We start from the raw sequence: 25,141 nt of genomic DNA on the forward strand, positions 1-25,141 counted from the left end.
CAAAAAATCATCGTTCAACGAAGGGAGGAAACGACAATGAAGAAGACGATCCTCGCCGCCGCCCTGCTGGCGTCGGCCTTCACGGCCGGCGCGGCGGGCGCTGCGGACTGGAAGCCGGCGAAGCCGGTGGAGTTCGTCGTCACCTCCGGGGCCGGCGGCGGCACCGACAACTTCGCCCGCACCATCCAGGCGATCGTCACCAAGCACAAGCTGGTCGCCCAGCCCATCGTCGTGGTCAACAAGGGCGGCGGCAACGGGGCGGAGGGCTACGTCTATTCCGCCAGCGCCGCCGGCGACCCCTACAAGCTGACCTTCGGCACCAACAACCAGTACCTGCTGCCCTACGTCGCCAAGCTCGGCTACAAGGCGTCGGACTTCGCGCCGGTGGCGACCATGGCGCTGGACGAGTTCCTGATCTGGGTGAACGGGGAATCGCCGCTCAAGGACACCAAGGCCTACGTCGAGGCGGCGAAGAAGCCCGACGGCCTGCGCATGGGCGGCAGCCAGTCCAAGGACACCGACCAGACGCTGGTCAGCCTGATCTCCCAGGCCACGGGCGCCAAGTTCACCTACATCCCCTTCAAGAGCGGCGGCGAGGCGGCGGTGCAGCTGGCCGGCGCGCACATCGACTCCAACGTCAACAACCCTAACGAGAACATTGGCCAGTGGAAGGCCGGCATGGTCCGTCCGCTCTGCGTCTTCAGCCCGGCCCGCATGGAGGCCGGCCCGAAGGTGGCCCAGGGCATGGGGTGGAGCGACATCCCCACCTGCAAGGAAACGGGGATTGCCATCGACAGCTACCGCATGCCGCGCACCGTCTGGCTGCCGGCCGGCGCGCCGCCCGACGCGGTCGCCTTCTACGCCGACCTGCTGAAGAAGGTCAGCGCCACCCCCGAATGGAAGGAATACATCGAGCGCACGTCGCAATCGGACGCCTTCATGGCCGGCGAGGACATGATCAAGTTCGTGAAGCAGGACGAAACCCGCGCGGTCGAGGTCTTCAAGGCCGAGAAGTGGATCGTTCAGTAAACGGCCAGTAAGCCGCAATTCTCCCCTCTCCCAGCCCTGCTGGGAGAGGGGATATTTCCGGAGTGCGCCCCATGCCAATGTTCCCCGGACGGCTGCCCGCCGGTTTCGTCATCACCCGGTTCGCAATGGAGGTGGCGACGGCGCTCGTCACCGCGGGCATCGGCGCGGTCGTCGCGCTGGGCTCGCTGGAATACGGGACCGGCTGGGACGACGCCGGCCCGCAGGCGGGCTATTTCCCCTTCTACATCGGCCTGTTCATCGTGCTGGCCAGCCTCGGCACGCTCACCCAGGCCGTCCTGCACCAGCGCGGGCGCCAGCGCGGCTCGCGCGAGGTCTTCCTGAACGCGGAGCAAGCCGGCCGCGTCCTGGCCTTCGGCCTGCCGATGGTTGCCTTCGTGGTCGCCACGGTGCTGCTCGGCCTCTACGTCGCGACGGCGCTGTACCTGTTCGGCGTGATGGTCGTGCAGGGGAAATACCGGGCGTGGCAGGCCGCCGCGGTCGGGGGCGGCACGGCGGTCTTCTTCTTCGTCCTGTTCGAAATCTGGTTCCAGGTGCCCATCCTGAAAGGCCCGCTCGAGGCCTGGCTCGGCCTTCACTGACCGACCGCCGTTTCCTGGGGAGGAACTGCCTTGGACAATGTTGCCAACCTCATGCATGGGTTCAGCATCGCGCTGACCGCCTACCACGTCGGCCTGATGATGGCCGGCGTGATGCTGGGCATCCTGGTCGGCGTGCTGCCGGGGCTGGGGGCGCCCAACGGGGTGTCGCTGCTGCTGCCGCTGACCTTCACGATGGACCCGGTGTCGGCCATCATCCTGCTGACCAGCATGTACTGGGGGGCGCTGTTCGGCGGCTCCACCACCTCGATCCTGTTCAACATACCGGGCGAGCCCTCGTCGGTGGCGACCACCTTCGACGGCTACCCCATGGCCAAGAACGGGCGGGCGGCGCACGCGCTGACGCTGGCCTTCCTGTCCGCGGCGACCGGCGCCCTGTTCGGCGTTCTGGTCATCACGCTGCTGTCCGGCTGGGTCGCCAAGTTCGCGCTGAAGTTCAGCTCGCCGGAGTTCTTCGCGGTCTACCTCCTGACCTTCGCCAGCTTCATCGGCATGGGCCATTCCTCGCCCTTCAAGACGGTGGTGTCGATGATGCTGGGCTTCGCCTTCGCGGCGATCGGCATGGACACCATCTCCGGCAGCCTGCGCCTGACCTTCGACATGATCGAACTGGTGAAGGGCATCAGCTTCCTCGTCGCGGTGATCGGCCTGTTCGGCCTGGGCGAGCTTCTGCTGACGATGGAGGAGGGGCTGCGCTTTGACGGCATCCGGGCGCGCATCAGCCCGCGCGAGGTGTTCCAGACGGTCCGGGAACTGCCGCGCTATTGGCTGACGCTTCTGCGCAGCGGGCTGATCGGCTGCTGGATGGGCATCACGCCGGGCGGCCCCACCGCGGCGTCCTTCATGAGCTACGGCATCGCCAAGCGCTTCGCCCGGCGCAAGGACGGCTACGGCAAGGGGGAGCCCGCGGGCGTCGTGGCGCCGGAAACCGCCGACCACGCCGCCGGCACCAGCGCCATCCTGCCCATGCTGGCGCTGGGCATCCCCGGCTCCGCCACCGCGGCGGTGATGATGGGCGGCCTGATGATCTGGGGCATGACGCCGGGGCCGATGCTGTTCATCGAGCGCCCGGACTTCGTCTGGGGCCTGATCGCCAGCATGTATCTGGGCAACGTCGTCGCCGTGGTGCTGGTGCTGGCAACCGTGCCGCTGTTCGCCGCCATCCTGCGCATCCCCTTTTCGATCATCGGCCCGGTGATCGTCGTGGTGTGCTTCATCGGCGCCTACACGGTGGACGGCTCCGTTTTCGACATGGGGCTGGTGCTGGCCTTCGGACTCGCCGGCTATGTGTTTAAGAAGCTGGACTACCCGATCGCCCCGCTGGTGCTGGCCATGGTGCTGGGCGACAAGGCGGAGGACGCCTTCCGCCAGTCGATGATCATGTCCAAAGGCACGCTGGGAATCTTCTGGTCGAACCCGCTGGTCGGGACGATCATGACGCTGGCCCTGCTGCTCCTCCTCTGGCCGCTGGCCTCGGCGCTGGTGCAGCGGCTGGGCGGGGCGGGCTCGGCCTCCTCATCGGTGCAGGCCGGATAAGGGAGGAATCGCGATGCGGGAGAGCGAGGCGCGCGAGGCGCTGTGCCGGATGGGGGAGCTTCTGGTCCGCCGCGGGCTCGTCCACGGCTCCACGGGGAACCTCAGCGTCCGGCTGGACGACGGCTGGCTGGTGACGCCCACCAACAGCAGCCTGGGGGAGCTGGACCCGGCCCGCCTGTCGCGCCTGGACTCCGCCGGCCGGCTGCTCGACGGCGACCAGCCCTCGAAGGAGGCGTTCCTGCACCGCTGCGTCTACGACGTGCGGGGCGACGCCACGGCGATCATCCACACCCACTCCACCCACTGCGCGGCGGTGTCCTGCCTGGACCACAAGCCGGGGGCGCCGGTTCTGCCGCCGCTGACCGCCTATTACGTGATGCGCGTCGGCGACCTCGCCCTTGTGCCCTACTACCGGCCGGGCGATGAGCGGCTGGCCCTGGCGGTGAAGGAGGTGGCGGTCAAGCACGCCGCCATCCTGCTCGCCAACCACGGCCCGGTCATCGCCGGCAAGAGCCTGAAGGACGCGCAATACGCGCTGGAGGAGCTGGAGGAGACGGCCAAGCTGCACTTCCTCCTGCACGGCCATCCCACGCGCCCGCTGACGGCGGAGCAGGTGGCCGAGCTGAACGTCCATTTCCGCAACTGACGGCGCTTCCATGACCCTGGCCCTGACTCCGGTCATACCGCAGGACGGGCGGTTGGAACGGGCGCCGCTTCGTCTGAAGCTGCGACAACTGCGCCTCGTGGTTGCCATTGCCGACCTCGGCAGCCTGCGCCGCGCCGCGGATCACCTGAACACCACCCAGCCCGCCGCCACCAAGCTGCTGCAACAGGCGGAGATGCTGTTGGGCGTGCCGCTGTTCGAGCGGCAGGCGCGCGGCCTGACGCCGACCCCCTACGGCGCCGTGGTCATCCGCCGCGCCCGCAACCTGATGGCGGAGCTGGCGGCGGCGGGGGAGGAGATCGCCGGGCTGGCGTCCGGCCTGTTGGGCGCGGTGCGCATCGGCTGCGTTACCGGCGCCATGCCCCAGCTGATGACCGGCACGGTGCGCGAGTTGCGGGAGCGCTTCCCGACCCTGTGCCTGTCCTTGCAGGTCGACACCAGCGACCGGCTGGTCGCCGCCCTGCACGACCGCCGCATCGACCTCGCGGTCGGGCGCATCCCCGCGGGCGCCGACCGCGGCGGCCTGCTGTTCGAGACGCTGTGCGACGAACCCCTGGCGCTGGTCTGCCGGGTCGGCCACCCGCTGCTCGGCAGCGGGGCTCTCCGCATCGAGGACGCCGTCGCCTATCCCTGGGTCATGCACCCTCGTGGCAGCCCGTCCCGCGACCGCCTGGAGGACCATTTCCACCAACTGGGCATCGCCGAGCCGACCCTCTATGTGGAAACCGCCTCCGACACGGCGGCCCTGTCGCTGGTCGCGGCGGAGGACGTGCTGGCCGTCCTGCCGCTCGACACCGTGGCGACAGCGGTGCGCGGCGGCACGGTCGCCGTGCTGCCCTTCGCGCTTGGCTTCGGCCTGAGTTCGCTCGGCATCATCCGCGTGGCCGGCTGCGAGCAGGCGCCCGCCACGACCGCCGTCCTGGACGCGCTGCGCCGCCAAGCCGCCGCCCTGCCGGACCTGCGCCGGTCCTGGCGGGCAGGGCCCTGACGCGCCTTCAAAGTCCCCTCTCCCCAGGGGGGAGAGGGTTTAGCCGACCACCCACTCAGCGACCGCCGCGGCTGCGCCGGTCGAGCACCAGGTACAGCGCGGAATGGTCGAGGTCGCCCTCCACGGCCAGCAGGTCGCGGAACAGGTCGCCGACCTGCCGGGTCAGCGGCGCATCGAAGCCGGTCTCCGCCGCGGCGGCCAGCGCGTTGTCGATGTCCTTCAGGTGGGTGACGGAGCGCCCCTTGGTCTCGAAGGCGCGGTCCACCATGCGCTGGCCGTGCAGGTCGAGCACGCGGCTCTCCGCGAAGCCGCCGCGCAGGGCGTCACGCACCTTGGCGGGGTCGGCGCCGCCGCGTTCCGCCAGCAGCAGCGCCTCGGCGACCGCGGCGATGGCCGCCCCGACGATGATCTGGTTGGCGAGCTTGGCGTACTGACCGGCCCCGGCCGGGCCGACGCGGGTCGGGCGGCCCATGGCTGCCAGGATCGGTTCGGCCGCCGCGAAGTCCTCCTCCGCGCCGCCGACCATGATGGCGAGCGTGCCTTGCTCCGCCCCCACCGTGCCGCCGGACACCGGCGCGTCGAGGCAGCGCACGCCGCGTTCGGCGAGGCGGGCGGCGTGGTCACGGGCCTCCGCCGGCTGGATGGAACTCATGTCGATCAGCAGCGCGCCGGGGCGCATCGCCTCCGCCACGCCCTGCGCGAACAGCACGTCGGCGACGACGCGGCCGTTCTCCAGCATCACGACGACGGCGTCGGCGTCGCGCACGGCCTCGGCCGCCGTGTCGGCGACGGAGGCGCCATGCTCCGCCAGCGGCTCCGCCTTGGCGCGGGTGCGGTTCCAGACGGTGACGGGGTAGCCCGCCGCCAGCAGGCGCCGGACCTGCCGCGACCCCATCAGACCGATGCCGAGGAAGGCGAGGCGGCGGGGCGGACGGACGGGCATGGACGGCTCCGAAGGTTGGTGGACCTACGGAACGTTAGCGGAACCAGCGATAACGTTCCAATCGCCGTCCGTCATCCATCCATGCCGGAATGGGCATGGGTGAGGACGCCCTCGACCTCCGCCGGTTCGGACTCAGCCGATCGGCCGCTCCTCCAATTGCGCGGCGACGTCGGCGTCGAGCGGCGTGTCGAAGCTGTTCACGATGAAGGCCAGCGTGCTGTAGAGCCCAACGGTGGCGATCACGTCGAACATCCCCGTGGTGCCGACCAGCGCCTCAAGCGCCTCGCGCACCGGGGGCGAGAGGCGGGCGTGGTCGACCAGATCGTCGACCGCCCGCGCGATCACCGCGTCCTCGGGGGCCATGGCCTCCGGCGCGCCGCGGAGGCTGAGAATGCGCGCGTCCTCCATCCCGCAGGCGCGGCCGCGGCAGACATGGTGGTTCCATTCATAGGGCGCACCCAGCCGATGCCCGGTGCGCAGGATTGCCACCTCGCTGCGCTGAGGGCCGAGCGCGTTCTTCACCACCACATGGTCGCGGAACCCGGCCCAGGAGCGCAGCAGCGCCGGGTTGTGCGCCATGACCCGGTAGACGTTGAGACGCCCGGCGAAGCCCGGCAACATATCGGCCAAATCCGGCGGCCAGTCGGCATCGGACAGCGGTTGGTAGGGCGTGCCTGCCTGTGCCGTGGCCGGGTCCGTGTTCTTGCGCTCATCCCCCATCACGTTCCCCTGCCTCTCCATCACGCTGGCGTCGGCGCCTGCTGCGGCAGGATGCCGGATTGCTTCAGCTCCTGCCAGAAGGCGGCGGGAATCGGCGCGTTCATCAAGCGGACGTTCTCCTGCACGCGCGGCGGATTCTTGGTACCGGGAATGACCGAGGCCACCACCGGGTGCGCCGCGCAGAACTGGAGCGCTGCCGCGCGCAGGTCCACGCCGTGCTTTTTCGCGATGTCTGCCAGCCGGTCGCGGGCCGCGACCTTGTCGGGCGACGCTTCCTGGTATTCGAAATTCTTCCCCCCGGCGATGATGCCGGAGTTGTAGGGGCCGCCCACCACGACGTGCACGCCGCGCTCCTGGCAGCGCGGGAACAGCTCGTCCAGCGCCGGCTGGTTCAGCAGGCTGTAGCGCCCGGCGAGCAGGAAGACGTCCGGATCCGCCCGCTCCAGCGCCATCACGCAGGGCTCCACCCGGTTGACGCCCAGGCCCCAGCCGCGGATCACCCCCTCCTCGCGCAGCCTGGTCAGGGCGACGGCGGCGCCCTTCATGGCGGTGTCGAACACCTCCAGCCAGCGGTCGCCGTGCGCGTCCTCCGCGCAGTCGTGGATGTAGGCGATGTCGATCCGCGCCATGCCCAGCCGCTGCAAACTGTCCTCGATGGAGCGGCGCACGCCGTCGGCGGTGTAGTCGTAGTCGACGCGGAAGGGCAGGCCCTTCACGAAGGGGCCGTGCTTGCCGCCTTTGCTGGCGTCGGCGCGCAGCAGCCGGCCGACCTTGGTGGACAGCACGAACTGGTCGCGCGGGTAATTGCGCAGCACATGCCCGAAGCGGTGTTCGGAGATGCCGGGACCATATTCGGGCGCCGTGTCGAAATAGCGGATTCCGGCGTCCCAGGCGGCGGCCAGGGTCGCCTCCGCGACGTCGTCCGGCACCTCCTCGAACATGTTGCCGAGCGGCGCGCCCCCGAAGCCGAGCGGGCCCGGCGGGGCGAAATGCTGGGTGTTGGCCATGGTGATCCTCGTGTTCAGCGGCGTGTTCTGCGGCCGGGCGGGTGCCCAAACAACATGGCGGAAAGGGACGCCGTTCCAAGCTCCCCCCACGCCCTCCGGCACCGGCCAGCGGGCCGGGTTCCTCATCCGAACGGGCAGCCATGCGGGGGATGCGGCTGTCCTGCCGATCAATGACGCTCGACATACGCCACCGGACGCCCCATTTTCGCCGCCTGTCTTTCGGAAATTCACCAGCAACAGCCAGGAGCCTTGTCCCGTGTCCGTGTCCGCGTCGAGCAGCACCCCCATCGACCCGAAGTCCGAAGCCCGCCGGCAGATCACCGAGGCCATCACCGCCTACCTGCAGGCCTGCAAGGAACTGGCGGCCGCGACGGAGCGCGCGACCGAGACGAGCGGCAGCATCGACACCGCCGCCCGCCGCAAGGCCTACCAGGCGCTGACGGAGCTGGGCGACCGCGTCCGGCTGGCGCAGCGTCGGCTGACCACGGTCGCCAAGCAGGCCCGCCGCGTGCTGCCGCTGGCCGACATCGAAGAGGTCGCGAAGAAGCTGGACAAGCGCGATTCCACGGAAAGCGCCGCCGTGCTCGTCAAGTCCGCCCTGGTCGGGTAAGGCCGCAAAACCATGCCCCGACCCATGGCTGAACCGGTTCTGGAGACCGCGCGGCTGGTCCTCCGCCCCACACGCGCGGAGGATTTCGAGGGCTGGGCCGCTTGGCGGTCCGACCCGGAGGCCACCCGCTTCGTCGGCGGCCCGCAGGCGCGCTCGCAGGCGTGGCGGGATTTCCTGACCATGGCCGGCGCCTGGTCGGTCCAGGGCTTCGGCATGTTCTCGGTCATCGAAAAGGCGACCGGGCGCTGGGTCGGCCGCCTCGGCCCCTGGAAGCCCGAGGGCTGGCCGGGGCCGGAGATCGGCTGGGGCCTGTCCCGCGAATCCTGGGGCAAGGGCTACGCGACGGAGGGCGCCGCCGCGGCCATGGACTGGGCCTTCGACGCGCTGGGCTGGACCGAGGTCATCCACTCCATCGACCCCGGTAACGCCCCGTCGCAGGCCGTGGCGCGCCGGCTCGGCTCGGACCTGCGTGGCCCCGGCCGCCTGCCGGCCCCCTTTGAAGCCGCACCCATCGAGATCTGGGGCCAGACCCGCGACCAGTGGCGATCGCGCCGCTAACGCGGCGCGATCGTGCGCTCCAGGGTGACCACCGCCTCGCCGTTGCGGATCAGCGTGACGGTGCCGCGGTAAGGGCCCTTGGGCCAGCCTCCGGCTGGGCGCTTCAGCCCTTGGTAGCCGAACCAGGCCGCCTTGTCGGACGCCAGGTCGGTCGTGTGCTCGAACAGCACTTGGCCGTCCGCTGCCTCGATCCGCACGCGCTGGCGGTCGCCGGCCTTGCTGCCCATGATGTCCGACCACATCACCAGCAGCGGGGCATCCGCGGTCAGCCGGTCGGCGTCGTACTCCCCATGGCGGGCCGCTTCGTCCTCCGGAATGCGAACCGCGAAACCGGCGCCGAGCCCCGCCGTGGGCTTGTAGGCAAGCGCCTTGGCCGCCGCGGCGCTCCACAGCGAATGGCCGGGCTGGCCGCAGGTGGCGGGCGGGTCCTCCCCGACAAAGGGATCGACCACCGTGCCGTTGTGGCGCACGCCGAAATGGACGTGCGGGAACTCCGTCAGGCCCGACAGCCCGACGAGCCCGAGTTTCTGGCCGGTCTCCACCCGCTGGCCGGGCGTCACGGCGAGGCTGCCGCGCTTCATGTGCAGGTAGGCGGTCTGCCAGCCGTCTCCGTGGTCGATGACGACGGCGTTGCCGGCCCCGACATTCACCACCTTGTCGCGTCCGACGATCCTGGCGTTCACGTCCTCCATCCCGTCGCGCACGCGCAGCACGGTGCCGGCCGCAGCGGCGAGCACCGGCACGCCTTTGTCCATCATGCGGTAGTCGGGCAGGCGGATGTCCGTGCCGTCGTGCCCGTCGTAGCTTAGCCGCCCGCAGGCGTGGTCCCGCCAGCCCGGCCCGGGATCCTCGTCCACATAGTTCTGAACGAAGCAGACCTCCCCGACGCGGCAGTCGATCGGCAGTTCGAAGCGTGGCTCCGCCGCCATGGCGGAGGCCAGCGGGGCAAGCAGCAGCAGGGCGGCGGTCGGACGGCGAAACATGCGAACTCTCGGCAATGGCGCGGAACCGAGCCTCGACCATAGGGATCGGCGGGCCGTTCCGCCATGGACAATGATCGGCGCCGGCGAACCCTGCCGCGTGCTAGAGTGCGCAACCATCGTTACGAATCAAGAACGAGAAACGGAGACGCCCCAATGCCGCACGCCGCACCGCCGGAGGACCTGCCGCCGGAGATCACCGGACCGTCCGCCTGGTACGGCCCGGACATGGCCGCGGGCGGCGCGTGGGTCCGTCCCCTGGCCGCCGCCGAGGTCGCGGAGGTGGAGCGCGCCGTCGCCGCCTTCGCCGCGACCGGTCGGGAAATCGCCACCATGACGCGCGAGCAGTTCGCGCTGCCCACCCTCGGCCCGGTCCTTCAGCGGGTGCTGGCGGACGTGCTGGACGGGCGCGGCTTCGCTCTGCTGCGCGGCTTGCCGGTGCAGCGCTGGTCGATCCGTGAGGCGGCCACTGCCTTCTTCGGGCTGGGCACGCACCTGGGCAGCGCGCGCTCGCAGAACGCCAAGGGTCATGTGCTCGGCCACGTCCGCGACCTGGGGCTCAGCTCCGACAACCCCGCGGTGCGCATCTACCAGACGCGGGAGCGCCAGACCTTCCACACCGATTCCTGCGATGTGGTCGGGCTGCTCTGCCTGAAGACGGCGCGCTCGGGCGGGCTGTCGGCCCTGGTCAGCTCCGTGACCATCTTCAACGAGATGCGGCGGCGCCGGCCCGACCTCGCGCGGCTGCTGTTCCAGCCCATTGCCACCGACCGGCGCGGCGAGGTGCCGGCCGGGCAGAGGCCCTATTTCCTGATCCCGGTGCTCAACTGGCACCAGGGCCACCTGTCGGCCATCTACCAGCGCCAGTACATCGACTCCGCCCAGCGCTTCCCCGACGCGCCGCGCCTGACGCCGGCGCTGACGGAGGCGCTCGACCTCTTCGACGCGCTGGCGAACGACCCGGCGCTCCATTTCACCATGGCGCTGGAGCCCGGCGACGTGCAGCTGGTGAACAACCACACGCTGCTGCACGACCGCACCGGTTTCGAGGACTGGCCGGAGCCGGAGCGCAAGCGGCACCTGCTGCGGCTCTGGCTTGCGGCCGGCGCGCGCCCGCTGCCTCTGGTCTTCGCGGAACGTTTCGGCACGGTCGCGCCGGGCGAGCGCGGCGGCATCATCGTCCCGGGCACCCTGCTGAACGCGCCCTTGGACGCCGTGTAAGGGCTTACCGGAACAGCAGCGACAGCTTCTTGCCGAAGGCGGTCAAGCCGCCGGCCGCGGGGACGTCGGCGGCGGCCAGCAGGTCGACCGTCCGCTCCCCGCCGGCATAGTCGACGACCAGCTGGCCGACCACCTGCCCGCGGTGGATGGGGGAGGGCAGCGGCTCCGTCAGCTTCTCCTCCACGCGCAGGCTGTCGCGGTCCTGCGGGGCCAGCGTGACGGCGACGTCCTGGCCGGTGACCACGGGCACGCTGTCCGCCTCGCCCATCCAGACCGGGACCGTGTCCACCGTCTCCCCCGCGCGCAGCAGCGGGTAGGCGCGGAAGCCGTTCCAGCCCCAGTCGAGCAGGCGGATGGGCTCGTCGTTGCGCGCCTGGGCGCTGGGCAGGCCGTTGACCACCAGCAGCAGCCGGCGCCCGTTCCGCTCGCCCGACGCGGTCAGGCCGAAGCCGCCGACGTCGGTGTGGCCGGTCTTGATGCCGTCCACGCCGACGGGGTGGTAGAGCAGCGGGTTGCGGTTGCCCTGCTTGATGCCGTTCCAGGTGAAGGTCCGCTCCGCCTCGTAATGGTAGAATTGCGGGAAGTCGCGGATCAGGTGCATGCCCAGCAGGGCAAGGTCGTGCGCCGTGGTGTAGTGGTCCGGGTGCGGCCAGCCGCTGGCGTTCATGAAATGGCTGCCGCGCATGCCCAGCTCTTGCGCCTTGGCGTTCATCCGCTCCGCAAAGGCGCTTTCCGATCCCGCCAGCCCTTCCGCCAGCGCCACAGCCGCGTCGTTGCCGGAATCGACCAGCAGGCCGCGCAGCAGGTCCTCCACCCGCACGCTGCTGCCCATCTTCACGAACATGCGCGACCCGCCCATCTTCCAGGCCGCCTGGCTGACCGGGAAGGGGGTGTCCAGCGACGTGGCCCCCTTGGTGATCGCCTCATAGACCAGATAGGCGGTCATCATCTTGGTCATGGAGGAGGGGGCCATCCGGTCCTCCCCGTTCTTGTCCATCAGCACCGTGCCGGTGGACAGGTCCACCAGGAAGGCCTGCCGGGCCAGCGTCTCCGGCGGCGTCGCGGCGGACGCGGCAACAGGGACGGCCATGGCGGCGAACGGCAGGGTGGCGAAGGACAGGGCGGCGAGCGCGCGGCGAAGGCTGCGGCGCGTCGGCAGGATCGGGAAGCGGGTCATCGGTTGAGCCAATGAAACTTTGGAAAGCGGCGCCCGAAGCGGGCGCGGCGGGGAGCGGACCTCTAGCACAGGTCACGCCTGGGCGGACAGGGGCGAACGCGTCTGGCCTTTTTTAACCCTCTCCCCCGGGGGAGAGGGGAGGGTGAGGGGGAAAGCCCTCGCCCCAGGGGGGAAAGGGGATTTGGGGTGCGCGCCATCCCCATCACCCCTCCCGCCGGCCAAAGGCGGCGACGGCCGAACGAAACTCCCCCAGGAAATCCTGGGCCAGCGTGGACAGGGAGCGCTGGGCCGATTGCAGCACGGCCATCTCGATGTGCACGCGCGGCTCGAAGGGGCGGATGGCGACGCCGCGCCCGGCGTATTCCTCCGCCGTGAAGGGGTCGACGATGGACACCCCGGCCCCGGACGCGACCATAGCGCAGGCGATCATGGTCAACTGCGTCTCCACCCGCATGGTCCGGTTCACGCCGTGGTCGGCGAACGCCGCGTCGATGCGGTAGCGCAGCAGGGTCGACGGCCCCAGGGAAATGAACGCCTCGCCCGCGAAGTCCTGCGGCGTCAGGCGGCTGCGGGCGGCCAGCGGGTGGCCGCTCGGCACGATGGCGACCACGGGGACGGGCGGCAGCTTCTCGCTCAGCACCGTGCCGTGCTCGACCGGCGACTGGCCAAACCCCAGCTCGCACTGGCCGGCCGCCACCCAGTCCAGCACCACGGTGGAACTGCTGCCCCACAGCGACACGTCCACACGCGGCCGCTGCTCCAGGAATTGGGCGACGAAGCGCGGCAGGAAGCCGATGGCCAGCGCCGGCATGGCCCCGATGCGCAGGATGCCGGCGCGTCGTTCCTGAAGGTCGCGCGCCGCCTGCTCGATCCGCTCCAGCCCCACGAAGGACCGCTCCACCTCCTGGTACAGCGACAAGGCCTCGCTGGTCGGCGCGATGCGCGAGCCGCGGCGTTCGAACAGGGTCAGCTTCAGCGCGTATTGCAGGTCGGAGATCAGGCGGCTGACCGCCGGCTGCGAGATGTTCAGAAGCTCCGCCGCCGCGGTGATTCCGCCGGTCAGCATGACGGCGCGAAAGGCTTCGATCTGGCGTGGGTTGAGCATCGCAAGGGCCGACGGAAAGGCTACGGATGCGTTGCAGCATAACATTAGGTCATGGACACCCCCAACATTTCGATTTGACGATTATGCCGTCCGAACGCAAGGCTCTGGGGTGCGACAAAATGCGTATCGCGACGAACAGACGCAACGAACGAACCGGAACAGGAGAGGGCAGATGCGGGCATTGGTCTACGGCTTGATGGCGACCGCCGCCGTGTGGTGCGGCACGGCTCAGGCCCAGCAGAAGACGCTGTACGTCGCCGCCTACGGCGGTTCCTTCGAACAGACCATGCGCAAGGACGTCATCCCGCCCTTCGAGCAGAAGACGGGCGTGAAGGTCGAATACGTCGCAGGCAACTCCACCGACAACCTCGCCAAGCTCCAGGCGCAGAAGGGCAACCAGCAGATCGACGTGGTCATGCTGGACGACGGCCCGATGTACCAGGCCGTGGCGCTGGGCTTCTGTTCCGATCTGGCGAAGGCGCCGATCTACGACGACCTGTACGACCTCGCCAAGATCCCGTCGGGCAAGGCGGTGAACTTCGGCGCCGTCGGCACCGGCATCGTCTACAACAAGAAGGTCTTTGACGAGAACAAGTGGCCGGCCCCGTCCTCCTGGAAGGACATCGAGGACGCCAAGTTCAAGAAGAAGCTGGTCGTCCCGCCGATCAACAACTCCTACGGCCTGCACGCGCTGGTGATGATGGCGCGGCTGAACGGCGGCGGCGAGAAGAACATCGATCCGGGCTTCAAGGAGTTCAAGGACAAGGTCAACCCGAACGTGCTCGCCTACGAGCCGTCGCCGGGCAAGATGACCGAACTGTTCCAGAGCGGCCAGGCCGACATCGCCGTCTGGGGTTCGGGCCGCGCCAAGGCGCTGGCCGACACCGGCTTCCCCGCGGCCTTCGCCTATCCGAAGGAAGGCGGCATCGTGCTGGCGTCGGCGGCCTGCCAGATCGTCGGCAGCAAGCAGGCGCCGGAGGCCCAGCAGTTCATCCAGCACATGCTGACGCCGGAGGTGCAGACCGCGCTGGCCGTCAGCGCCGGCTTCGGCCCGGTGAACAAGAAGGTGACCCTCTCGACCGAGCAGCAGACCGGCATCCCCTACGGGCCGGAGCAGATGGGCAAGCTGCTGGTGGTGGACTGGGACACCATCAACGCCAACCGCGAGGCCTGGAACAAGCGCTGGACCCGCGAAATCGAGCGCTGACGCAAATCCACCCCTCTCCCAGCCCCGCTGGGAGAGGGGTCTTAAGGCTCTGACGCGGAGACGGAACCATGCCTTACCTTGTCCTGGACAAGCTGACCAAGCGGTTCGGCCAGTGGCTGGCCGTTGACAACCTGTCGCTGACGGTGGAGAAGGGAGAGCTGATTTCCCTGCTCGGGCCGTCGGGCTGCGGCAAGACCACGACCTTGCAGATGATCGCCGGCTTCCTCGACCCCAGCGGCGGGCGCGTCACGCTGGACGGCGCCGACCTGCTGGCCAAGAAGCCCAACGAGCGCGGCCTCGGCATCGTCTTCCAGAGCTACGCCCTTTTCCCGCACATGACCGCGGCGGAAAACGTCGCCTTCGGGCTGGAGATGCGCAACATCCCCCGCGCCGACCGCGACCGGATGGTCAAGGACGCGTTGCAACTGGTGGGCCTGGGCGCCTTCGGCGACCGCTACCCGCGGCGCATGTCCGGCGGCCAGCAGCAGCGCGTGGCGCTCGCCCGCGCCATGGTCATCAAGCCGAGCCTGCTCCTGCTCGACGAGCCGCTGTCCAACCTCGACGCCAAGATGCGCGAGGAGATGCAGATCGAGCTGCGGCGCATCCAGCGCACCGTCGGCACCACCATGATCCTCGTCACCCACGACCAGGCGGAGGCCATGGCCCTGTCGGACCGCGTGGTGATCATGAACAAGGGCAAGGTGGAGCAGGTCGCCGCCCCGCAGGACGCCTACGACAACCCGGCCAGCGCCTTCGTCGCCAACTTCCTCGGCCGCACCAACCTCCTCCAGGGCACGCTGCGCCAGGATGGCGGCGGCTGCCGCATCGACGTGGCCGGCACCGCTTGGCCGGTCGCGGCGGAACTGCCCGCCGGTCCCGGCGTGCTGACCGTCCGGCCGGAGAAGGTCACCTTCGTGGATGGCGCGGGCGTACCCGGCCTCGTCCGGGCGCGGGTCTTCCAGGGCACGCAGTGGCTGTTCGAAATCCAGACCGACGCCGGCCCCCTGACGGTCATCCGCCAGCACGACGGCCAGATTCTCCCCGCCGAGAACGAGCGGGTGACGGTCGGCTGGCGTGCCGAGGACATGCGCGTCATGGCCGGCACGGCTGGTGGGGCATGACCGCCGTGGACAGCCAGAACATCATGGACACGGGGCCTGCGACTGACACCGCCGCGCCGCCGCCCGCCGAGCCGGAGCGCCGCAACTGGGCGCCCTATCTCCTCAGCCTGCCGGCGCTGGCGCTCTACGCGGTGCTGCTGCTGGTGCCGCTGGCGATGACGTTCCTGCTGTCGCTGAACAGCTTCGGCTTCTACACCGGCATCCAGGACGTCTGGCAGCTCGGCAACTACATCGACATCGTCACCGACGACTATTTCCACGAGATCTTCCTGCGCACCTTCCGCATCGCCGTGCTGGTGACCCTGCTGTGCGCCGTGCTCGGCGCGCCGGAGGCCTACGTGCTGCGCCGCATGAAGTCGCCGTGGCGTGGCCTGTGCCTGCTGGTCGTGCTGGGGCCGCTGCTGATCTCGGTCGTGTCGCGCACGCTGGGCTGGGCGCTGCTGTTCGGATCCACCGGCATCATCAACACAGCACTGATGTCCATCGGCCTGATCGCGACGCCGATCGAGTTCATGTACACGGAAACCGGCGTGGTCATCGCGCTGACCCACGTGCTGGTGCCCTTCATGGTGCTGTCGGTGTGGGCCTCGCTTCAGCGGCTCGACCCACAGGTGGAGAACGCCGCCCTGTCGCTGGGCGCCAAGCCTTTCACGGTGCTGCGCCGCGTGGTGCTGCCGCAGGTCGTCCCCGGCATCCTGTCCGGCTCCATCATCGTCTTCGCGCTGGCCGCCAGCGCCTTCGCCACCCCGGCCATCATCGGCGGGCGGCGCCTGAAGGTCGCGGCGACGCTGGCCTACGACGAGTTCCTGAACACGCTCAACTGGCCTCTCGGTGCCGCGGTCGCGATCCTGCTGCTGATCGCCAACGTGGTCATCATCGTCGGCTGCAATCGGCTGATCGAGCGTCGCTACAAGCAGGTGTTCGAATGAACCGCAACGGCCCCATCGCGCTGATCTTCCACACGCTGTTCCTGGCCTTCCTGCTGGCGCCGATCCTGATCGTCTGCGTGGTCGCCTTCACCTCTCAGGGCTACCTGTCGCTGCCGACGCAGGGGCTGTCGCTGCGCTGGTTCAAGGCCATCGCCGACAACCCGGAATTCGTGCGCGCCTTCCGCGACAGCTTGGTGCTGGGTGCGATCAGCTCCACCCTCGCCGTGGGCTTCTCCATCCCAGCCGCACTCGCCATTGCCCGCCACCAGTTTCCGGGGCGCGAGGCGATCACGGCGCTGTTCCTGTCGCCGCTGATGGTGCCGCACATCGTGCTGGGCATCGCCTTCCTGCGCTTCTTCACGCAGATCGGGCTGGGGGGCACCTTCGCCGGGCTGGTGCTGAGCCACGTCGTCATCATCCTGCCCTTCGCGCTGCGGCTGATCCTGGCGGCCTCCACCGGCATGGACCGCTCCATCGAGAACGCGGCGGCCTCGCTCGGCGCCACCTCCTGGACGACCTTCCGGCGCGTGACGCTGCCGCTGATCCTGCCGGGCGTGGCGAGCGGCTGGGTGCTGGCCTTCATCAACAGCTTCGACGAGGTGACGATGACCGTCTTCATCGCCTCGCCGGAAACGACGACCCTGCCGGTCCGCCTCTTCCTCTACATCCAGGACAACATCGACCCGCTGGTGGCCGCGGTCTCCGCCGCGCTGATCTTCATGACGGTGGGCGCGATGCTGGTGCTGGACCGGCTCTACGGGCTTGAGCGGCTGCTGGTCGGCCGCGGACAGGAGTGACCGTCACCATGACCGAAACAACGAGGTCCGACTACGACGTCGCCGTGATCGGCGGCGGGCTGGTCGGATCGGCCATCGCCTGGGGCCTCGCCCAGCACGGGCAGAAGGTCGCCATCCTGGACGAGGGGGACATCGCCGTCCGCCCGTCGCGCGGCAACTTCGCGCTCGTCTGGGTGCAGGGCAAGGGGCTGGGGCTGCCGGAATATGCGGGCTGGTCGAAGCGGTCGTCCGACACCTGGACTGGCTTCGCCGACCAACTGCGCCAGCAGACCGGCATCGACGTCTGCTACGAACGGCCGGGCGGCTTCATGCCCCTGCTGTCGGAAGCGGAGATGGAGCACCGCGCCAACCAGCTTCGCCGCCTGCACAACCAGCCGAACGTCGTCCGCTACGACTATGAGATGATGGACCGTGCCGCCGTGGAGAAGGAGATGCCCTTCATCGGCAAGGACGTGGTCGGGGCGAGCTATTGCCCGCTGGACGGCCATTGCAATTCGCTGAAGCTGCTGCGCGCGCTGCACACCGGCATCAGCCTCAGCGGCGTCGCGTACCTGCCGAACCACCGCGTGGAGCGGATCGACCCGATGGCTGGCGGTTTCCGCATGACCACGGCGTCGGGCGAGGTGCGGTCGGGCAAGGTGGTGATCGCCGCCGGGCACGACGGCCGCCGGCTGGCGCCCATGGTCGGGTTGGAGGCCCCCGTGCGGCCGGAGCGCGGCCACATCATCGTGACGGAGAAGACCGCCCCCTTCCTGAAATACCCGGTCGGCTTCATCCGCCAGACCGACGAGGGCGGGGTGATGATCGGCGACAGCTTCGAGGATGTCGGGCTCGACACCACGGTGCGCAACGGCATCACCTCCACCATCGCCGACCGTGCGCTGCGCATCTTCCCGTTGCTGGGCAAGCTGAACGTGGTGCGGACCTGGGCGGCGCTGCGCGTGCTGACGCCGGACGGCTTCCCGATCTACGAGCAGTCCACCAGCATGCCCGGCGCCTTCGTCGCCACCTGCCACAGCGGCGTGACGCTCGCCGCCAATCACGCGCTGGCGCTGGCCCCGCACATCGCGGCCGGCAGCCTGCCCGACGAGTTCACGGCTTTTAGCGCCCGGAGGTTCCATGTTCCAGCGGCTGCCTAACGCGTCCGGCGAGCGCGTGTCCTTCACCATCGACGGCCGCGCGGCCGAAGCCCTGTCGGGGGACAGCGTCGCCGCGGCGCTGATCGCCAACGGCGTGTCGGCCTGCCGGACCACCCCGGTGTCCGGCGCCCCGCGCGCGCCCTACTGCATGATGGGCGTGTGCTTCGACTGCCTGGTGACCATCGACGACGTCGGCAACCAGCAGGGCTGCCTGGTGCGGGTGCGCCCCGGCATGCGGGTCGAGACCCAGAACGGCAAGCGGGAGATCGAACGGTGAGTGACCTGAAGCCTCGCTATGACCTCGCCGTGATCGGCGCCGGCCCGGCCGGCCTCGCCGCCGCGACGCTCGCCGCCCAGCGCGGCCTGTCCACGGTGCTGCTGGACGAGCAGCGCGCCCCCGGCGGCCAGATCTACCGCGCCGTCACCCAGTCGCCGGTCCGGAACCCCAGCGTGCTGGGCTCCGACTACTGGCACGGCGCCGACCTCGTCGGCCCGTTCCGCGACAGCGGCGCCGACTACGCACCCGGCACCACGGTGTGGAGCGTCGCGCGCAGCCTGGACATCGGCCTGTCGCGCGACGGTGCCGCGCGCGTCCTGCCGGCCCGGCACATCATCCTGGCGACCGGCGCGATCGAGCGTCCCTTCCCGATCCCCGGCTGGACCCTGCCGGGCGTGATGGGCGCCGGTGCCGCGCAGATCCTGCTGAAGACCTCCGGCCTCGTGGCCTCCGGCAACGTGGTGCTCGCCGGGACGGGGCCGCTGCTGTGGCTTCTGGCCTGGCAGTATCTGCGCGCCGGTGCCCGCATCGACGTGATCCTGGACACCACCCCGCGGGAGAACTGGCGGCAGGCCATGCCGCACATGGGCGCCTTCGTGCGCTCCGGCTATGTCGGCAAGGGCCTGAAGCTGCTGCTGGAGGTCCGCCGCAAGGTCAAGGTGATCGGCAACGTCACCAGCCTGGCGGCCGAGGGCGACGGGCGCGTGCAGACCGTGGTCTTCCGCCAGGGCGACGGGGCGGAGCAGCGCCTGCCCGCCGACACGCTGCTGCTGCACCACGGCGTCATCCCCAACATCAACCTCGCCAACGCCACCGGCTGCGCCCAGAACTGGGACGAGGCGCAGCGCTGCTGGGTCCCCACCGTGGACGGCTGGGGCGCCACTTCGGTGGAGGGCGTGTCCATCGCCGGCGACGGCGCCGGCATCGGTGGCGCGCTGGCGGCGGAGCACCGCGGCCGGCTGGCGGCGCTCGACGCGCTGCACCGCCTCGGCGTGCTGGACCGTGATGCCCGCGACCGCGACGCCGCCCCGCACCGGGAGGCGCTGGACAAGGCGCAGCGCGGGCGCGAGTTCCTCGACACGCTCTACCGCCCGGCCAAGGACTTCCGCGTGCCGACGGACGAGACCATTGTCTGCCGCTGCGAGGAGGTGACCGCCAAGCAGGTGCGCGACGCCGTGAAGCTGGGCGTCAGCGGGCCGAACCAGACCAAGTCCTTCCTGCGCTGCGGCATGGGGCCCTGCCAGGGCCGGCTCTGCGGCCCGACGGTGGTGGAGGTGATCGCCGACGCCCGCGGCGTCTCCCCGGCGGAGGTCGGCTACTACCGCCTGCGCCCGCCGGTGAAGCCGATCACGCTGGCCGAACTCGCCTCCCTGCCCAAGGCCGAGGACGAGATCGCCGCCGTGCTGCACCACTGAGGACACGCGTCCCATGTCGAGCCCCACGCCCCAACCGGATGTCATCGTCATCGGCGGCGGCCTGCACGGCTGCTCCGCCGCCCTGCACCTGAGCCTGCGCGGGGTCAAGGTGCTGGTGCTGGAGAAGGACCACATCGGCCGTCACGCCTCCGGCGTGAACGCGGGCGGCGTGCGCCAGCTCGGCCGCCATGTGGCGGAGGTGCCGCTGACCGTCGCCTCCATGGCGCTGTGGCACGGCATCCGGGACCTCGTGGACGACGACTGCGGCTTCGAAAGCCACGGACAGGTCAAGGTCGCGGAGACGGAGGCGGAGCTGGCCACCTGCCAGGCCCGCGCCGACCAGCTCAACGCGCTGGGCTTCACGCACGAGGAGGTGGTCGACCAGGCGGAGCTGCGCCGCCTCGTCCCCGCCATCGCCGGCCACTGCGTGGGCGCGCTCGTCTCCCGCCGCGACGGGGCGGCCATTCCCTACCGCACCACCTTCGCCTTCAAGCGTAGGGCGGAAAGCCTCGGCGCGCGCTTTGTGGAGGGGGTGACGGTCGCGAAGATCGCCCGCGACGGCAAGACTTGGGCGGTTGAGACGTCGGACGGAGCCCACCACACGGCACCGATCCTCGTCAACTGCGCCGGCGCCTGGGCCGACCGCATCGCCGCCCAGTTGGGGGAGCCGGTGCCGCTGGAGGTCATCGCGCCCATGCTGATGATCACCGCGCGCGTTCCGCCCTTCATCAAGCCGGTGGTCGGTGCCACGGGGCGGACGCTGTCCTTCAAGCAGTTCCCGAACGGGACCGTGCTGATCGGCGGCGGGCTGCTCGGCCGCGCCTACCGCGACGAGAACCGGACGGACCTGGACTTCGCCAACGTCACCACCAACGCCCGCACGGTCTGGGACCTGTTCCCGGTGATGCGCAGCGCGACCATCGTCCGCGCCTGGGCGGGGATCGAGGCGCGCATGCCCGACGACATCCCGGTGATCGGCCCCAGCGGCACGGAGGAGGGCGTCTACCACGCCTTCGGCTTCTCCGCCCACGGTTTCCAGCTCGGCCCTATTGTCGGGCGGATCACCGCCGACCTTATTACGCAGGGGCGCACCGACCTGCCCATCGAGCCCTTCCGGATCCAACGCTTCCGCCGCGACGCGGTTGCGGCCTGAGATCCCCTTTGCATTCAGGAGACAGTACCTTGCCGATCCAACGTTTCGATTGCGGCCCGCGGATGAGCGAGATGGTCATCCACAACGACACCGTCTACCTCTGCGGCCAGATCGCCGACTTCGAGGCCATGGGCGGCGTGACCAGCGACGTGGAGGCCCAGACCCGCGACGTCCTGCGCCAGATCGACGTCCTGCTGGAGCGTGCCGGCACGGACAAGAGCAAGCTGCTGACCGCGACCGTCTACCTCGCCGACATGAGCGCCTTCGCGAAGATGAACGCCGCCTGGGACGCCTGGGTCGACCGCGCCAACGCCCCCGCCCGCGCCACGGTGGAGGCGAAACTCGCCAACCCCGACCTGCTGGTGGAAATCCAGGTGATCGCGGCGAAGTAGGCGCCCCCCGACGCCCATCCTCAATCCCCTCTCCCCGCTTTCGGCGGACCGAAGGTCCGCCTGTCGCGTCAGCGCAAACTTTGTTTGCGCGTGAGCAGGGGGGAGAGGGAGAAAACCCCAATTCCACGGAGCACACCCATGAAACGTCTGGCCCTCGGCCTGGCGCTGAGCCTCTGCGTCTCTACTGCCGCGGTCTCTACGACTGCTTGGGCCGACGGTCCCGCGCTGCGCATCGCGACGGAGGGCGCCTACCCGCCGTTCAACCTCACCAAGCCGGACGGCACGCTCGGCGGGCTGGAGGTCGAATTGGCGAACGCGCTGTGCGAACGCATGAAGCGGACCTGCACCATCGTCGCGCAGGATTGGGACGGCATCATCCCGGCCCTGGTGGCGCGCAAGTACGACGCGATCATGGCGACGATGAACATCACGCCGGAACGCGCGAAGACCATCGCCTTCTCCAACCCCTACATGGTCGTGCCGGCCTATTTCGTGGCGGCCAGCAACAGCGGCATCGACGGCTCGCCGCAGAGCCTGAAGGGCAAGACGGTCGGCGCCCAGACCTCCACCACCCACTACCGCTACGTCGAGAAGCACTTCGGCAACGATGTGACGCTGCGCAGCTACGACACCGCCGGCAACCTGCTGGCCGACCTGAAGAGCGGGCGCATCGACGCGGCCATCACCACCGGCGCCACCGCGTCCGACTGGGTGAAGGCCGACGCGTCGAAGACCCTTCAGCTCGTCGGCAAGCCGCTGGTCGACGCGGACGTCTTCGGCCCCGGCGTGGGCGTCGGCCTGCGCAAGGACGACACGGATCTCAAGAAGGCCTTCGACGCGGCGATCGCATCGGTCGTGCAGGACGGCACGCTCACCCGCATCGCCGCCAAGTACGTCGATTTCACCGTCACCCCGTAACCCGAACCATCAACACAACACCGGGAGAACACTCGTGATCAAGCGCATCGAAAAGACCAAGATCATGCACCGCGTCGTCGTCAGCAACGGCACCGCCTTCCTCGGCGGCATCATCGCCGACGACGTCAGCGTCGGCATGAAGGAGCAGACCGCCCAGATCTGCAAGAAGCTGGACGCGGTGCTGGCCATGGCCGGCTCCGACAAGACCAAGCTGCTGTCCGCCCAGCTCTTCATCACCGACATGAAGGCGAAGGACGCGATGAACGCCGCTTGGCTGGAGTGGCTGGACGGCAACGACCTGCCGGCCCGCGCCACCATCGGCGTCGCCGACCTCGGCGACCCGTCGATCCTGATCGAGGTCGTGGTTACGGCCGCCGTCTAAGGTCTTTTCGGCACCTGAGGTTTTTCACCACCAAGGCACCAAGTCACCAAGAATCCTCGCGCCCGGCATGTCGTGGATTCTTGGTGGCTTGGTGTCTTGGTGGTGAATCCCCCCTCGCCGTCAGACCGGATGCCCGGGGTTGGGGGCCTTCTCCACACGCTCCCCCTCGGCGGCCTTCCTGTTGGCCTCCGCCGCGGCGTCCGGGCTCCCCTTCACATCCGTTGTCTTCCCGGCATCGTCGGGCTTGGCCGTCTCCGGCCGGTCTGTGCGGTTCTTGTCGTCGGGCATGGCGCATCCTTTCCCGTGGGGTGTCTCCCTCGGTCAACCCCGCCATCCTCGCGGGGGTTCCGTCCCTGCCAAGCCAAGCCGAGCCCTGCATTCCCGCGATTTCTGCACCCGCGGAAAATCGTTGGTGCACGCGACGTGTTGTCCCTTAGGACGGCCAAGCACCCGCTCCGCCGCGCACCGCTCCCCGGACATCCCGATGCCACGCCCCTTCCGCCAGTACGCCCACCGGTTCCACCTGCGCCGTCCCCGCCATGTCTGGCTGTCCCCGCAGATGTGGCGCAAGCGCGTGGTCTTCTCCGCCGGGGCGGCGCTGGTCGGCCTCGTGGCGGTGCTGTTCGCGCTGGCGGCCGACCGCGCGCAGGAGCTGTTCCGCATCCTCAGCGACGCGCGCCCCTGGCTGCCCTTCCTGCTCGCCCCCGCCGGCTTCGCCCTGTCCGCCTGGCTGGCGTTGCGCGTCGTGCCGGGCAGCCAGGGAAGCGGCATCCCCCAGGCCATCGCCGCCCGCCAGATCGACCGGGCGGAGGCGCGCAACCGCCTGCTGTCGCTGCGCATTGCTGTGGGCAAAATCGCACTGACCCTGCTCGGCCTCGCCTGCGGCGCGTCTATTGGGCGGGAGGGGCCAACCGTTCAAATCGGCGCCTCCATCATGCTGGCCGCCGGGACTTTCGCGGGGATCGGGCGGCAGCCCGGCCTGATCCTGGCGGGCGGAGCGGCCGGCGTCGCCGCGGCCTTCAACACGCCGCTGGCCGGGGTCGTCTTCGCCATCGAGGAGATGAGCCGCAGCTTCGAGCGGCGCACCGGCAACCTCGTCATGACCGCGGTCATCATCGGCGGACTGGCCGCCATGATGCTGTCCGGGAACTACACCTATTTCGGCCGGACAGACGCCGCGGTCGACTGGACCGACGCCGCCGCGGTGATCTCCACGGGGCTCGTCGGCGGGATCGCCGGGGCGCTGTTCAGCCGGATCGTGCTCGGCGTCAACCGGTCGCTGGCTCGCGGTCGCCTGGCGCGCGCCGCCGCCCGCCCGGTGCTGTTCGCGCTCGCCTGCGGGCTGGTGGTCGCGCTGGCCGGCGCGCTCAGCGGCGGGCTGACCTTCGGCACCGGCTACAGCCAGGCGCAGCAGGCGCTGGCGGGGGAGGCGGCCTTGCCCTGGAGCTACGCGCCCCTGAAGCTTCTGGCGACCGCCGTCTGCGCGGTCAGCGGCATTCCCGGCGGCGTCTTCTCCCCGTCGCTGTCGGTCGGGGCCGGGATCGGCTCCGTCCTGGCCGGCGCCCTGCCCGGCAGCCCGGTGGGGGCGGTGATCCTGCTGGCGATGACCGGCTATTTCGCCGGGGCGGTGCAGGCGCCGCTGACCGCGGTGATCATCGTCATGGAGATGAGCCGCGATCCCGCCATGCTGCTTCCGCTGATGCTGACGGCGCTGCTGGCCTCCAACATCGCGCGGCTGGTGTCGCCCCATTCCCTCTACCACGCGTTGGCGGAGGCCTTCTTGCACAGCCGCCGGGAGGAACGGGCGGAAGCGCGGCCCGTGTCCTGACGGGCGCATCGTCGTTCTGAACATGACGTCGAATTAACGAAACGCTCACTGGTCGGGTCACGTTGACCAGACGACATGTCGGTAACGGGGAAGCGATCCACGGACGCCCCCATCGCCGCAATCGGCGTAAGTTCAGGAGACGATCATGAAAATCAGCTTCTTCCACGTCCATCAGCGCGACGCTGCCGTGAAGAGCACCGATGAGGGCTGGGTTGGTGCCTACGGCTTCGGCGGGCACCACGGCCCGGGCTACGAACCGCAGCCGGGGGAGGTGCGCGACAGCTGGGACCGCGCGGCCGATTCCTTCCTCGCCCTGATGGGCGACCAGGAGGCCGAACGCCGCCTCTACGACGACACCCACCCCGCCTCGATCCCCGGCGCGAAGCCTGAACTCCCCTGATCGCAGCCGGGGATTCACCACAGAGACA

At 69.8% G+C, this 25,141-nt stretch carries 28 protein-coding genes; 21 read left to right on the forward strand and 7 right to left on the reverse strand.

The window, feature by feature from the left end; genetic code table 11:
- The first annotated feature begins 36 nt into the window (after nucleotides 1-36).
- From M2351_RS23125 to M2351_RS23145, 5 genes are all read left to right on the forward strand, one after another.
- Complete coding sequence (locus M2351_RS23125) at nucleotides 37-1,029, forward strand: tripartite tricarboxylate transporter substrate binding protein (RefSeq protein WP_264658406.1); 993 nt, start codon at nucleotides 37-39, stop codon at nucleotides 1,027-1,029.
- Between the two features lie 71 nt (nucleotides 1,030-1,100).
- Complete coding sequence (locus M2351_RS23130; protein WP_264658407.1) at nucleotides 1,101-1,628, forward strand: tripartite tricarboxylate transporter TctB family protein; 528 nt, start codon at nucleotides 1,101-1,103, stop codon at nucleotides 1,626-1,628.
- Between the two features lie 30 nt (nucleotides 1,629-1,658).
- On the forward strand, nucleotides 1,659-3,182 hold the full coding sequence (locus tag M2351_RS23135) for a tripartite tricarboxylate transporter permease (protein WP_264658408.1): 1,524 nt from the start codon (nucleotides 1,659-1,661) through the stop codon (nucleotides 3,180-3,182).
- 13 nt (nucleotides 3,183-3,195) lie between these two features.
- A complete protein-coding gene (gene otnC, locus M2351_RS23140) occupies nucleotides 3,196-3,828 on the forward strand; it encodes a 3-oxo-tetronate 4-phosphate decarboxylase (protein ID WP_264658409.1) in 633 nt (210 codons plus the stop codon).
- A 10-nt stretch (nucleotides 3,829-3,838) separates the two neighbouring features.
- The gene (locus M2351_RS23145) at nucleotides 3,839-4,834 is read left to right on the forward strand and encodes a LysR family transcriptional regulator (protein ID WP_264658410.1); all 996 of its coding nucleotides are present in this window, start codon (nucleotides 3,839-3,841) and stop codon (nucleotides 4,832-4,834) included.
- A gap of 55 nt (nucleotides 4,835-4,889) precedes the next feature.
- Here the strand turns inward: M2351_RS23145 and M2351_RS23150 are convergent, their stop codons facing one another.
- The 3 genes from M2351_RS23150 to M2351_RS23160 all read right to left on the reverse strand — a co-directional run bounded on the left by M2351_RS23150 (nucleotide 4,890) and on the right by M2351_RS23160 (nucleotide 7,504).
- Nucleotides 4,890-5,777 (reverse strand): NAD(P)-dependent oxidoreductase, encoded by an 888-nt coding sequence (locus M2351_RS23150; protein WP_264658411.1) that lies wholly within the window; start codon nucleotides 5,775-5,777, stop codon nucleotides 4,890-4,892.
- A 132-nt stretch (nucleotides 5,778-5,909) separates the two neighbouring features.
- Complete coding sequence (locus M2351_RS23155; protein ID WP_264658412.1) at nucleotides 5,910-6,500, reverse strand: carboxymuconolactone decarboxylase family protein; 591 nt, start codon at nucleotides 6,498-6,500, stop codon at nucleotides 5,910-5,912.
- 17 nt (nucleotides 6,501-6,517) lie between these two features.
- Nucleotides 6,518-7,504, reverse strand: coding sequence for an aldo/keto reductase (locus tag M2351_RS23160; RefSeq protein ID WP_264658413.1), 987 nt, complete (start codon nucleotides 7,502-7,504; stop codon nucleotides 6,518-6,520).
- 256 nt (nucleotides 7,505-7,760) lie between these two features.
- On the opposite strand from M2351_RS23160, the gene M2351_RS23165 reads away from it, so the two are divergent.
- Together M2351_RS23165 and M2351_RS23170 are read left to right on the forward strand one after the other, a co-directional pair.
- Nucleotides 7,761-8,114: a hypothetical protein gene (locus tag M2351_RS23165; protein ID WP_264658414.1), complete on the forward strand. Its 354-nt coding sequence runs from the start codon at nucleotides 7,761-7,763 to the stop codon at nucleotides 8,112-8,114.
- Between the two features lie 24 nt (nucleotides 8,115-8,138).
- The gene (locus M2351_RS23170; protein WP_264658415.1) at nucleotides 8,139-8,672 is read left to right on the forward strand and encodes a GNAT family N-acetyltransferase; all 534 of its coding nucleotides are present in this window, start codon (nucleotides 8,139-8,141) and stop codon (nucleotides 8,670-8,672) included.
- On the opposite strand, the gene M2351_RS23175 is transcribed toward M2351_RS23170, so the two are convergent.
- Entirely contained in the window at nucleotides 8,669-9,655 is a 987-nt protein-coding gene (locus M2351_RS23175; protein ID WP_264658416.1) for a M23 family metallopeptidase, read from the reverse strand. The two genes, M2351_RS23170 and M2351_RS23175, sit on opposite strands and share 4 nt — an antisense overlap.
- A gap of 153 nt (nucleotides 9,656-9,808) precedes the next feature.
- Here M2351_RS23175 and M2351_RS23180 point away from each other — a divergent pair, with 153 nt between their 5' ends.
- On the forward strand, nucleotides 9,809-10,873 hold the full coding sequence (locus tag M2351_RS23180) for a TauD/TfdA family dioxygenase (protein WP_264658417.1): 1,065 nt from the start codon (nucleotides 9,809-9,811) through the stop codon (nucleotides 10,871-10,873).
- 4 nt (nucleotides 10,874-10,877) lie between these two features.
- Here M2351_RS23180 and M2351_RS23185 read toward each other — a convergent pair whose 3' ends face one another.
- Together M2351_RS23185 and M2351_RS23190 are read right to left on the reverse strand one after the other, a co-directional pair.
- Nucleotides 10,878-12,050 carry a D-alanyl-D-alanine carboxypeptidase family protein gene (locus M2351_RS23185; protein WP_264658418.1) on the reverse strand — a complete coding sequence of 391 codons (1,173 nt, stop codon included), beginning with the start codon at nucleotides 12,048-12,050 and terminating at the stop codon, nucleotides 10,878-10,880.
- 202 nt (nucleotides 12,051-12,252) lie between these two features.
- The gene (locus tag M2351_RS23190) at nucleotides 12,253-13,155 is read right to left on the reverse strand and encodes a LysR substrate-binding domain-containing protein (RefSeq protein WP_264658419.1); all 903 of its coding nucleotides are present in this window, start codon (nucleotides 13,153-13,155) and stop codon (nucleotides 12,253-12,255) included.
- Nucleotides 13,156-13,327: 172 nt separating this feature from the next.
- Here M2351_RS23190 and M2351_RS23195 point away from each other — a divergent pair, with 172 nt between their 5' ends.
- The 11 genes from M2351_RS23195 to M2351_RS23245 all read left to right on the forward strand — a co-directional run bounded on the left by M2351_RS23195 (nucleotide 13,328) and on the right by M2351_RS23245 (nucleotide 22,885).
- Nucleotides 13,328-14,362, forward strand: coding sequence for an ABC transporter substrate-binding protein (locus M2351_RS23195; protein WP_264658420.1), 1,035 nt, complete (start codon nucleotides 13,328-13,330; stop codon nucleotides 14,360-14,362).
- A gap of 68 nt (nucleotides 14,363-14,430) precedes the next feature.
- The gene (locus tag M2351_RS23200; protein WP_264658421.1) at nucleotides 14,431-15,483 is read left to right on the forward strand and encodes an ABC transporter ATP-binding protein; all 1,053 of its coding nucleotides are present in this window, start codon (nucleotides 14,431-14,433) and stop codon (nucleotides 15,481-15,483) included.
- The gene (locus tag M2351_RS23205) at nucleotides 15,480-16,412 is read left to right on the forward strand and encodes an ABC transporter permease (RefSeq protein WP_264658422.1); all 933 of its coding nucleotides are present in this window, start codon (nucleotides 15,480-15,482) and stop codon (nucleotides 16,410-16,412) included. Before M2351_RS23200 ends, M2351_RS23205 begins: the two co-directional genes overlap by 4 nt.
- The gene (locus tag M2351_RS23210; RefSeq protein ID WP_264658423.1) at nucleotides 16,409-17,209 is read left to right on the forward strand and encodes an ABC transporter permease; all 801 of its coding nucleotides are present in this window, start codon (nucleotides 16,409-16,411) and stop codon (nucleotides 17,207-17,209) included. Before M2351_RS23205 ends, M2351_RS23210 begins: the two co-directional genes overlap by 4 nt.
- Before the next feature lie 8 nt (nucleotides 17,210-17,217).
- Nucleotides 17,218-18,348, forward strand: coding sequence for an NAD(P)/FAD-dependent oxidoreductase (locus tag M2351_RS23215; RefSeq protein ID WP_264658424.1), 1,131 nt, complete (start codon nucleotides 17,218-17,220; stop codon nucleotides 18,346-18,348).
- Nucleotides 18,329-18,625: a (2Fe-2S)-binding protein gene (locus M2351_RS23220; protein ID WP_264658425.1), complete on the forward strand. Its 297-nt coding sequence runs from the start codon at nucleotides 18,329-18,331 to the stop codon at nucleotides 18,623-18,625. The genes M2351_RS23215 and M2351_RS23220 overlap by 20 nt, the downstream gene beginning before the upstream one ends.
- Nucleotides 18,622-20,040, forward strand: a complete 1,419-nt coding sequence (locus M2351_RS23225; protein ID WP_264658426.1) for an FAD/NAD(P)-dependent oxidoreductase — start codon at nucleotides 18,622-18,624, stop codon at nucleotides 20,038-20,040. The genes M2351_RS23220 and M2351_RS23225 overlap by 4 nt, the downstream gene beginning before the upstream one ends.
- 13 nt (nucleotides 20,041-20,053) lie before the next feature.
- Nucleotides 20,054-21,193 (forward strand): NAD(P)/FAD-dependent oxidoreductase, encoded by a 1,140-nt coding sequence (locus M2351_RS23230; RefSeq protein WP_264658427.1) that lies wholly within the window; start codon nucleotides 20,054-20,056, stop codon nucleotides 21,191-21,193.
- Nucleotides 21,194-21,222: 29 nt separating this feature from the next.
- Nucleotides 21,223-21,585 (forward strand): RidA family protein, encoded by a 363-nt coding sequence (locus tag M2351_RS23235; protein WP_264658428.1) that lies wholly within the window; start codon nucleotides 21,223-21,225, stop codon nucleotides 21,583-21,585.
- A gap of 138 nt (nucleotides 21,586-21,723) precedes the next feature.
- Nucleotides 21,724-22,503: a transporter substrate-binding domain-containing protein gene (locus M2351_RS23240; protein WP_264658429.1), complete on the forward strand. Its 780-nt coding sequence runs from the start codon at nucleotides 21,724-21,726 to the stop codon at nucleotides 22,501-22,503.
- Nucleotides 22,504-22,537: 34 nt separating this feature from the next.
- Nucleotides 22,538-22,885, forward strand: coding sequence for a RidA family protein (locus M2351_RS23245; protein ID WP_264658430.1), 348 nt, complete (start codon nucleotides 22,538-22,540; stop codon nucleotides 22,883-22,885).
- A 120-nt stretch (nucleotides 22,886-23,005) separates the two neighbouring features.
- Here the strand turns inward: M2351_RS23245 and M2351_RS23250 are convergent, their stop codons facing one another.
- The gene (locus M2351_RS23250) at nucleotides 23,006-23,173 is read right to left on the reverse strand and encodes a hypothetical protein (RefSeq protein WP_264658431.1); all 168 of its coding nucleotides are present in this window, start codon (nucleotides 23,171-23,173) and stop codon (nucleotides 23,006-23,008) included.
- 196 nt (nucleotides 23,174-23,369) lie between these two features.
- Between M2351_RS23250 and M2351_RS23255 the strand changes: the two genes are divergently transcribed.
- Together M2351_RS23255 and M2351_RS23260 are read left to right on the forward strand one after the other, a co-directional pair.
- A complete protein-coding gene (locus M2351_RS23255) occupies nucleotides 23,370-24,713 on the forward strand; it encodes a chloride channel protein (RefSeq protein ID WP_264658432.1) in 1,344 nt (447 codons plus the stop codon).
- A 145-nt stretch (nucleotides 24,714-24,858) separates the two neighbouring features.
- A complete protein-coding gene (locus tag M2351_RS23260; RefSeq protein ID WP_264658433.1) occupies nucleotides 24,859-25,113 on the forward strand; it encodes a hypothetical protein in 255 nt (84 codons plus the stop codon).
- Nucleotides 25,114-25,141: the final 28 nt, after the last annotated feature.

Origin of the sequence: Azospirillum canadense (genome assembly GCF_025961225.1) — a bacterium.
Lineage (GTDB): Bacteria > Pseudomonadota > Alphaproteobacteria > Azospirillales > Azospirillaceae > Azospirillum > Azospirillum canadense.

Coding starts and splice junctions, on each gene's coding strand:
- M2351_RS23210 (WP_264658423.1), top strand. CDS start 16,409: ATGAACCGCAACGGCCCCATCGCGCTGATCTTCCACACGCTGTTCCTG.
- M2351_RS23215 (WP_264658424.1), top strand. CDS start 17,218: ATGACCGAAACAACGAGGTCCGACTACGACGTCGCCGTGATCGGCGGC.
- M2351_RS23230 (WP_264658427.1), top strand. CDS start 20,054: ATGTCGAGCCCCACGCCCCAACCGGATGTCATCGTCATCGGCGGCGGC.
- M2351_RS23150 (WP_264658411.1), bottom strand. CDS start 5,777: ATGCCCGTCCGTCCGCCCCGCCGCCTCGCCTTCCTCGGCATCGGTCTG.
- M2351_RS23190 (WP_264658419.1), bottom strand. CDS start 13,155: ATGCTCAACCCACGCCAGATCGAAGCCTTTCGCGCCGTCATGCTGACC.
- M2351_RS23130 (WP_264658407.1), top strand. CDS start 1,101: ATGCCAATGTTCCCCGGACGGCTGCCCGCCGGTTTCGTCATCACCCGG.
- M2351_RS23170 (WP_264658415.1), top strand. CDS start 8,139: ATGGCTGAACCGGTTCTGGAGACCGCGCGGCTGGTCCTCCGCCCCACA.
- M2351_RS23220 (WP_264658425.1), top strand. CDS start 18,329: ATGTTCCAGCGGCTGCCTAACGCGTCCGGCGAGCGCGTGTCCTTCACC.
- M2351_RS23175 (WP_264658416.1), bottom strand. CDS start 9,655: ATGTTTCGCCGTCCGACCGCCGCCCTGCTGCTGCTTGCCCCGCTGGCC.
- M2351_RS23205 (WP_264658422.1), top strand. CDS start 15,480: ATGACCGCCGTGGACAGCCAGAACATCATGGACACGGGGCCTGCGACT.
- M2351_RS23195 (WP_264658420.1), top strand. CDS start 13,328: ATGCGGGCATTGGTCTACGGCTTGATGGCGACCGCCGCCGTGTGGTGC.
- M2351_RS23255 (WP_264658432.1), top strand. CDS start 23,370: ATGCCACGCCCCTTCCGCCAGTACGCCCACCGGTTCCACCTGCGCCGT.
- M2351_RS23160 (WP_264658413.1), bottom strand. CDS start 7,504: ATGGCCAACACCCAGCATTTCGCCCCGCCGGGCCCGCTCGGCTTCGGG.
- M2351_RS23200 (WP_264658421.1), top strand. CDS start 14,431: ATGCCTTACCTTGTCCTGGACAAGCTGACCAAGCGGTTCGGCCAGTGG.
- M2351_RS23260 (WP_264658433.1), top strand. CDS start 24,859: ATGAAAATCAGCTTCTTCCACGTCCATCAGCGCGACGCTGCCGTGAAG.
- M2351_RS23125 (WP_264658406.1), top strand. CDS start 37: ATGAAGAAGACGATCCTCGCCGCCGCCCTGCTGGCGTCGGCCTTCACG.
- M2351_RS23145 (WP_264658410.1), top strand. CDS start 3,839: ATGACCCTGGCCCTGACTCCGGTCATACCGCAGGACGGGCGGTTGGAA.
- M2351_RS23180 (WP_264658417.1), top strand. CDS start 9,809: ATGCCGCACGCCGCACCGCCGGAGGACCTGCCGCCGGAGATCACCGGA.
- otnC (WP_264658409.1), top strand. CDS start 3,196: ATGCGGGAGAGCGAGGCGCGCGAGGCGCTGTGCCGGATGGGGGAGCTT.
- M2351_RS23185 (WP_264658418.1), bottom strand. CDS start 12,050: ATGACCCGCTTCCCGATCCTGCCGACGCGCCGCAGCCTTCGCCGCGCG.
- M2351_RS23250 (WP_264658431.1), bottom strand. CDS start 23,173: ATGCCCGACGACAAGAACCGCACAGACCGGCCGGAGACGGCCAAGCCC.
- M2351_RS23240 (WP_264658429.1), top strand. CDS start 21,724: ATGAAACGTCTGGCCCTCGGCCTGGCGCTGAGCCTCTGCGTCTCTACT.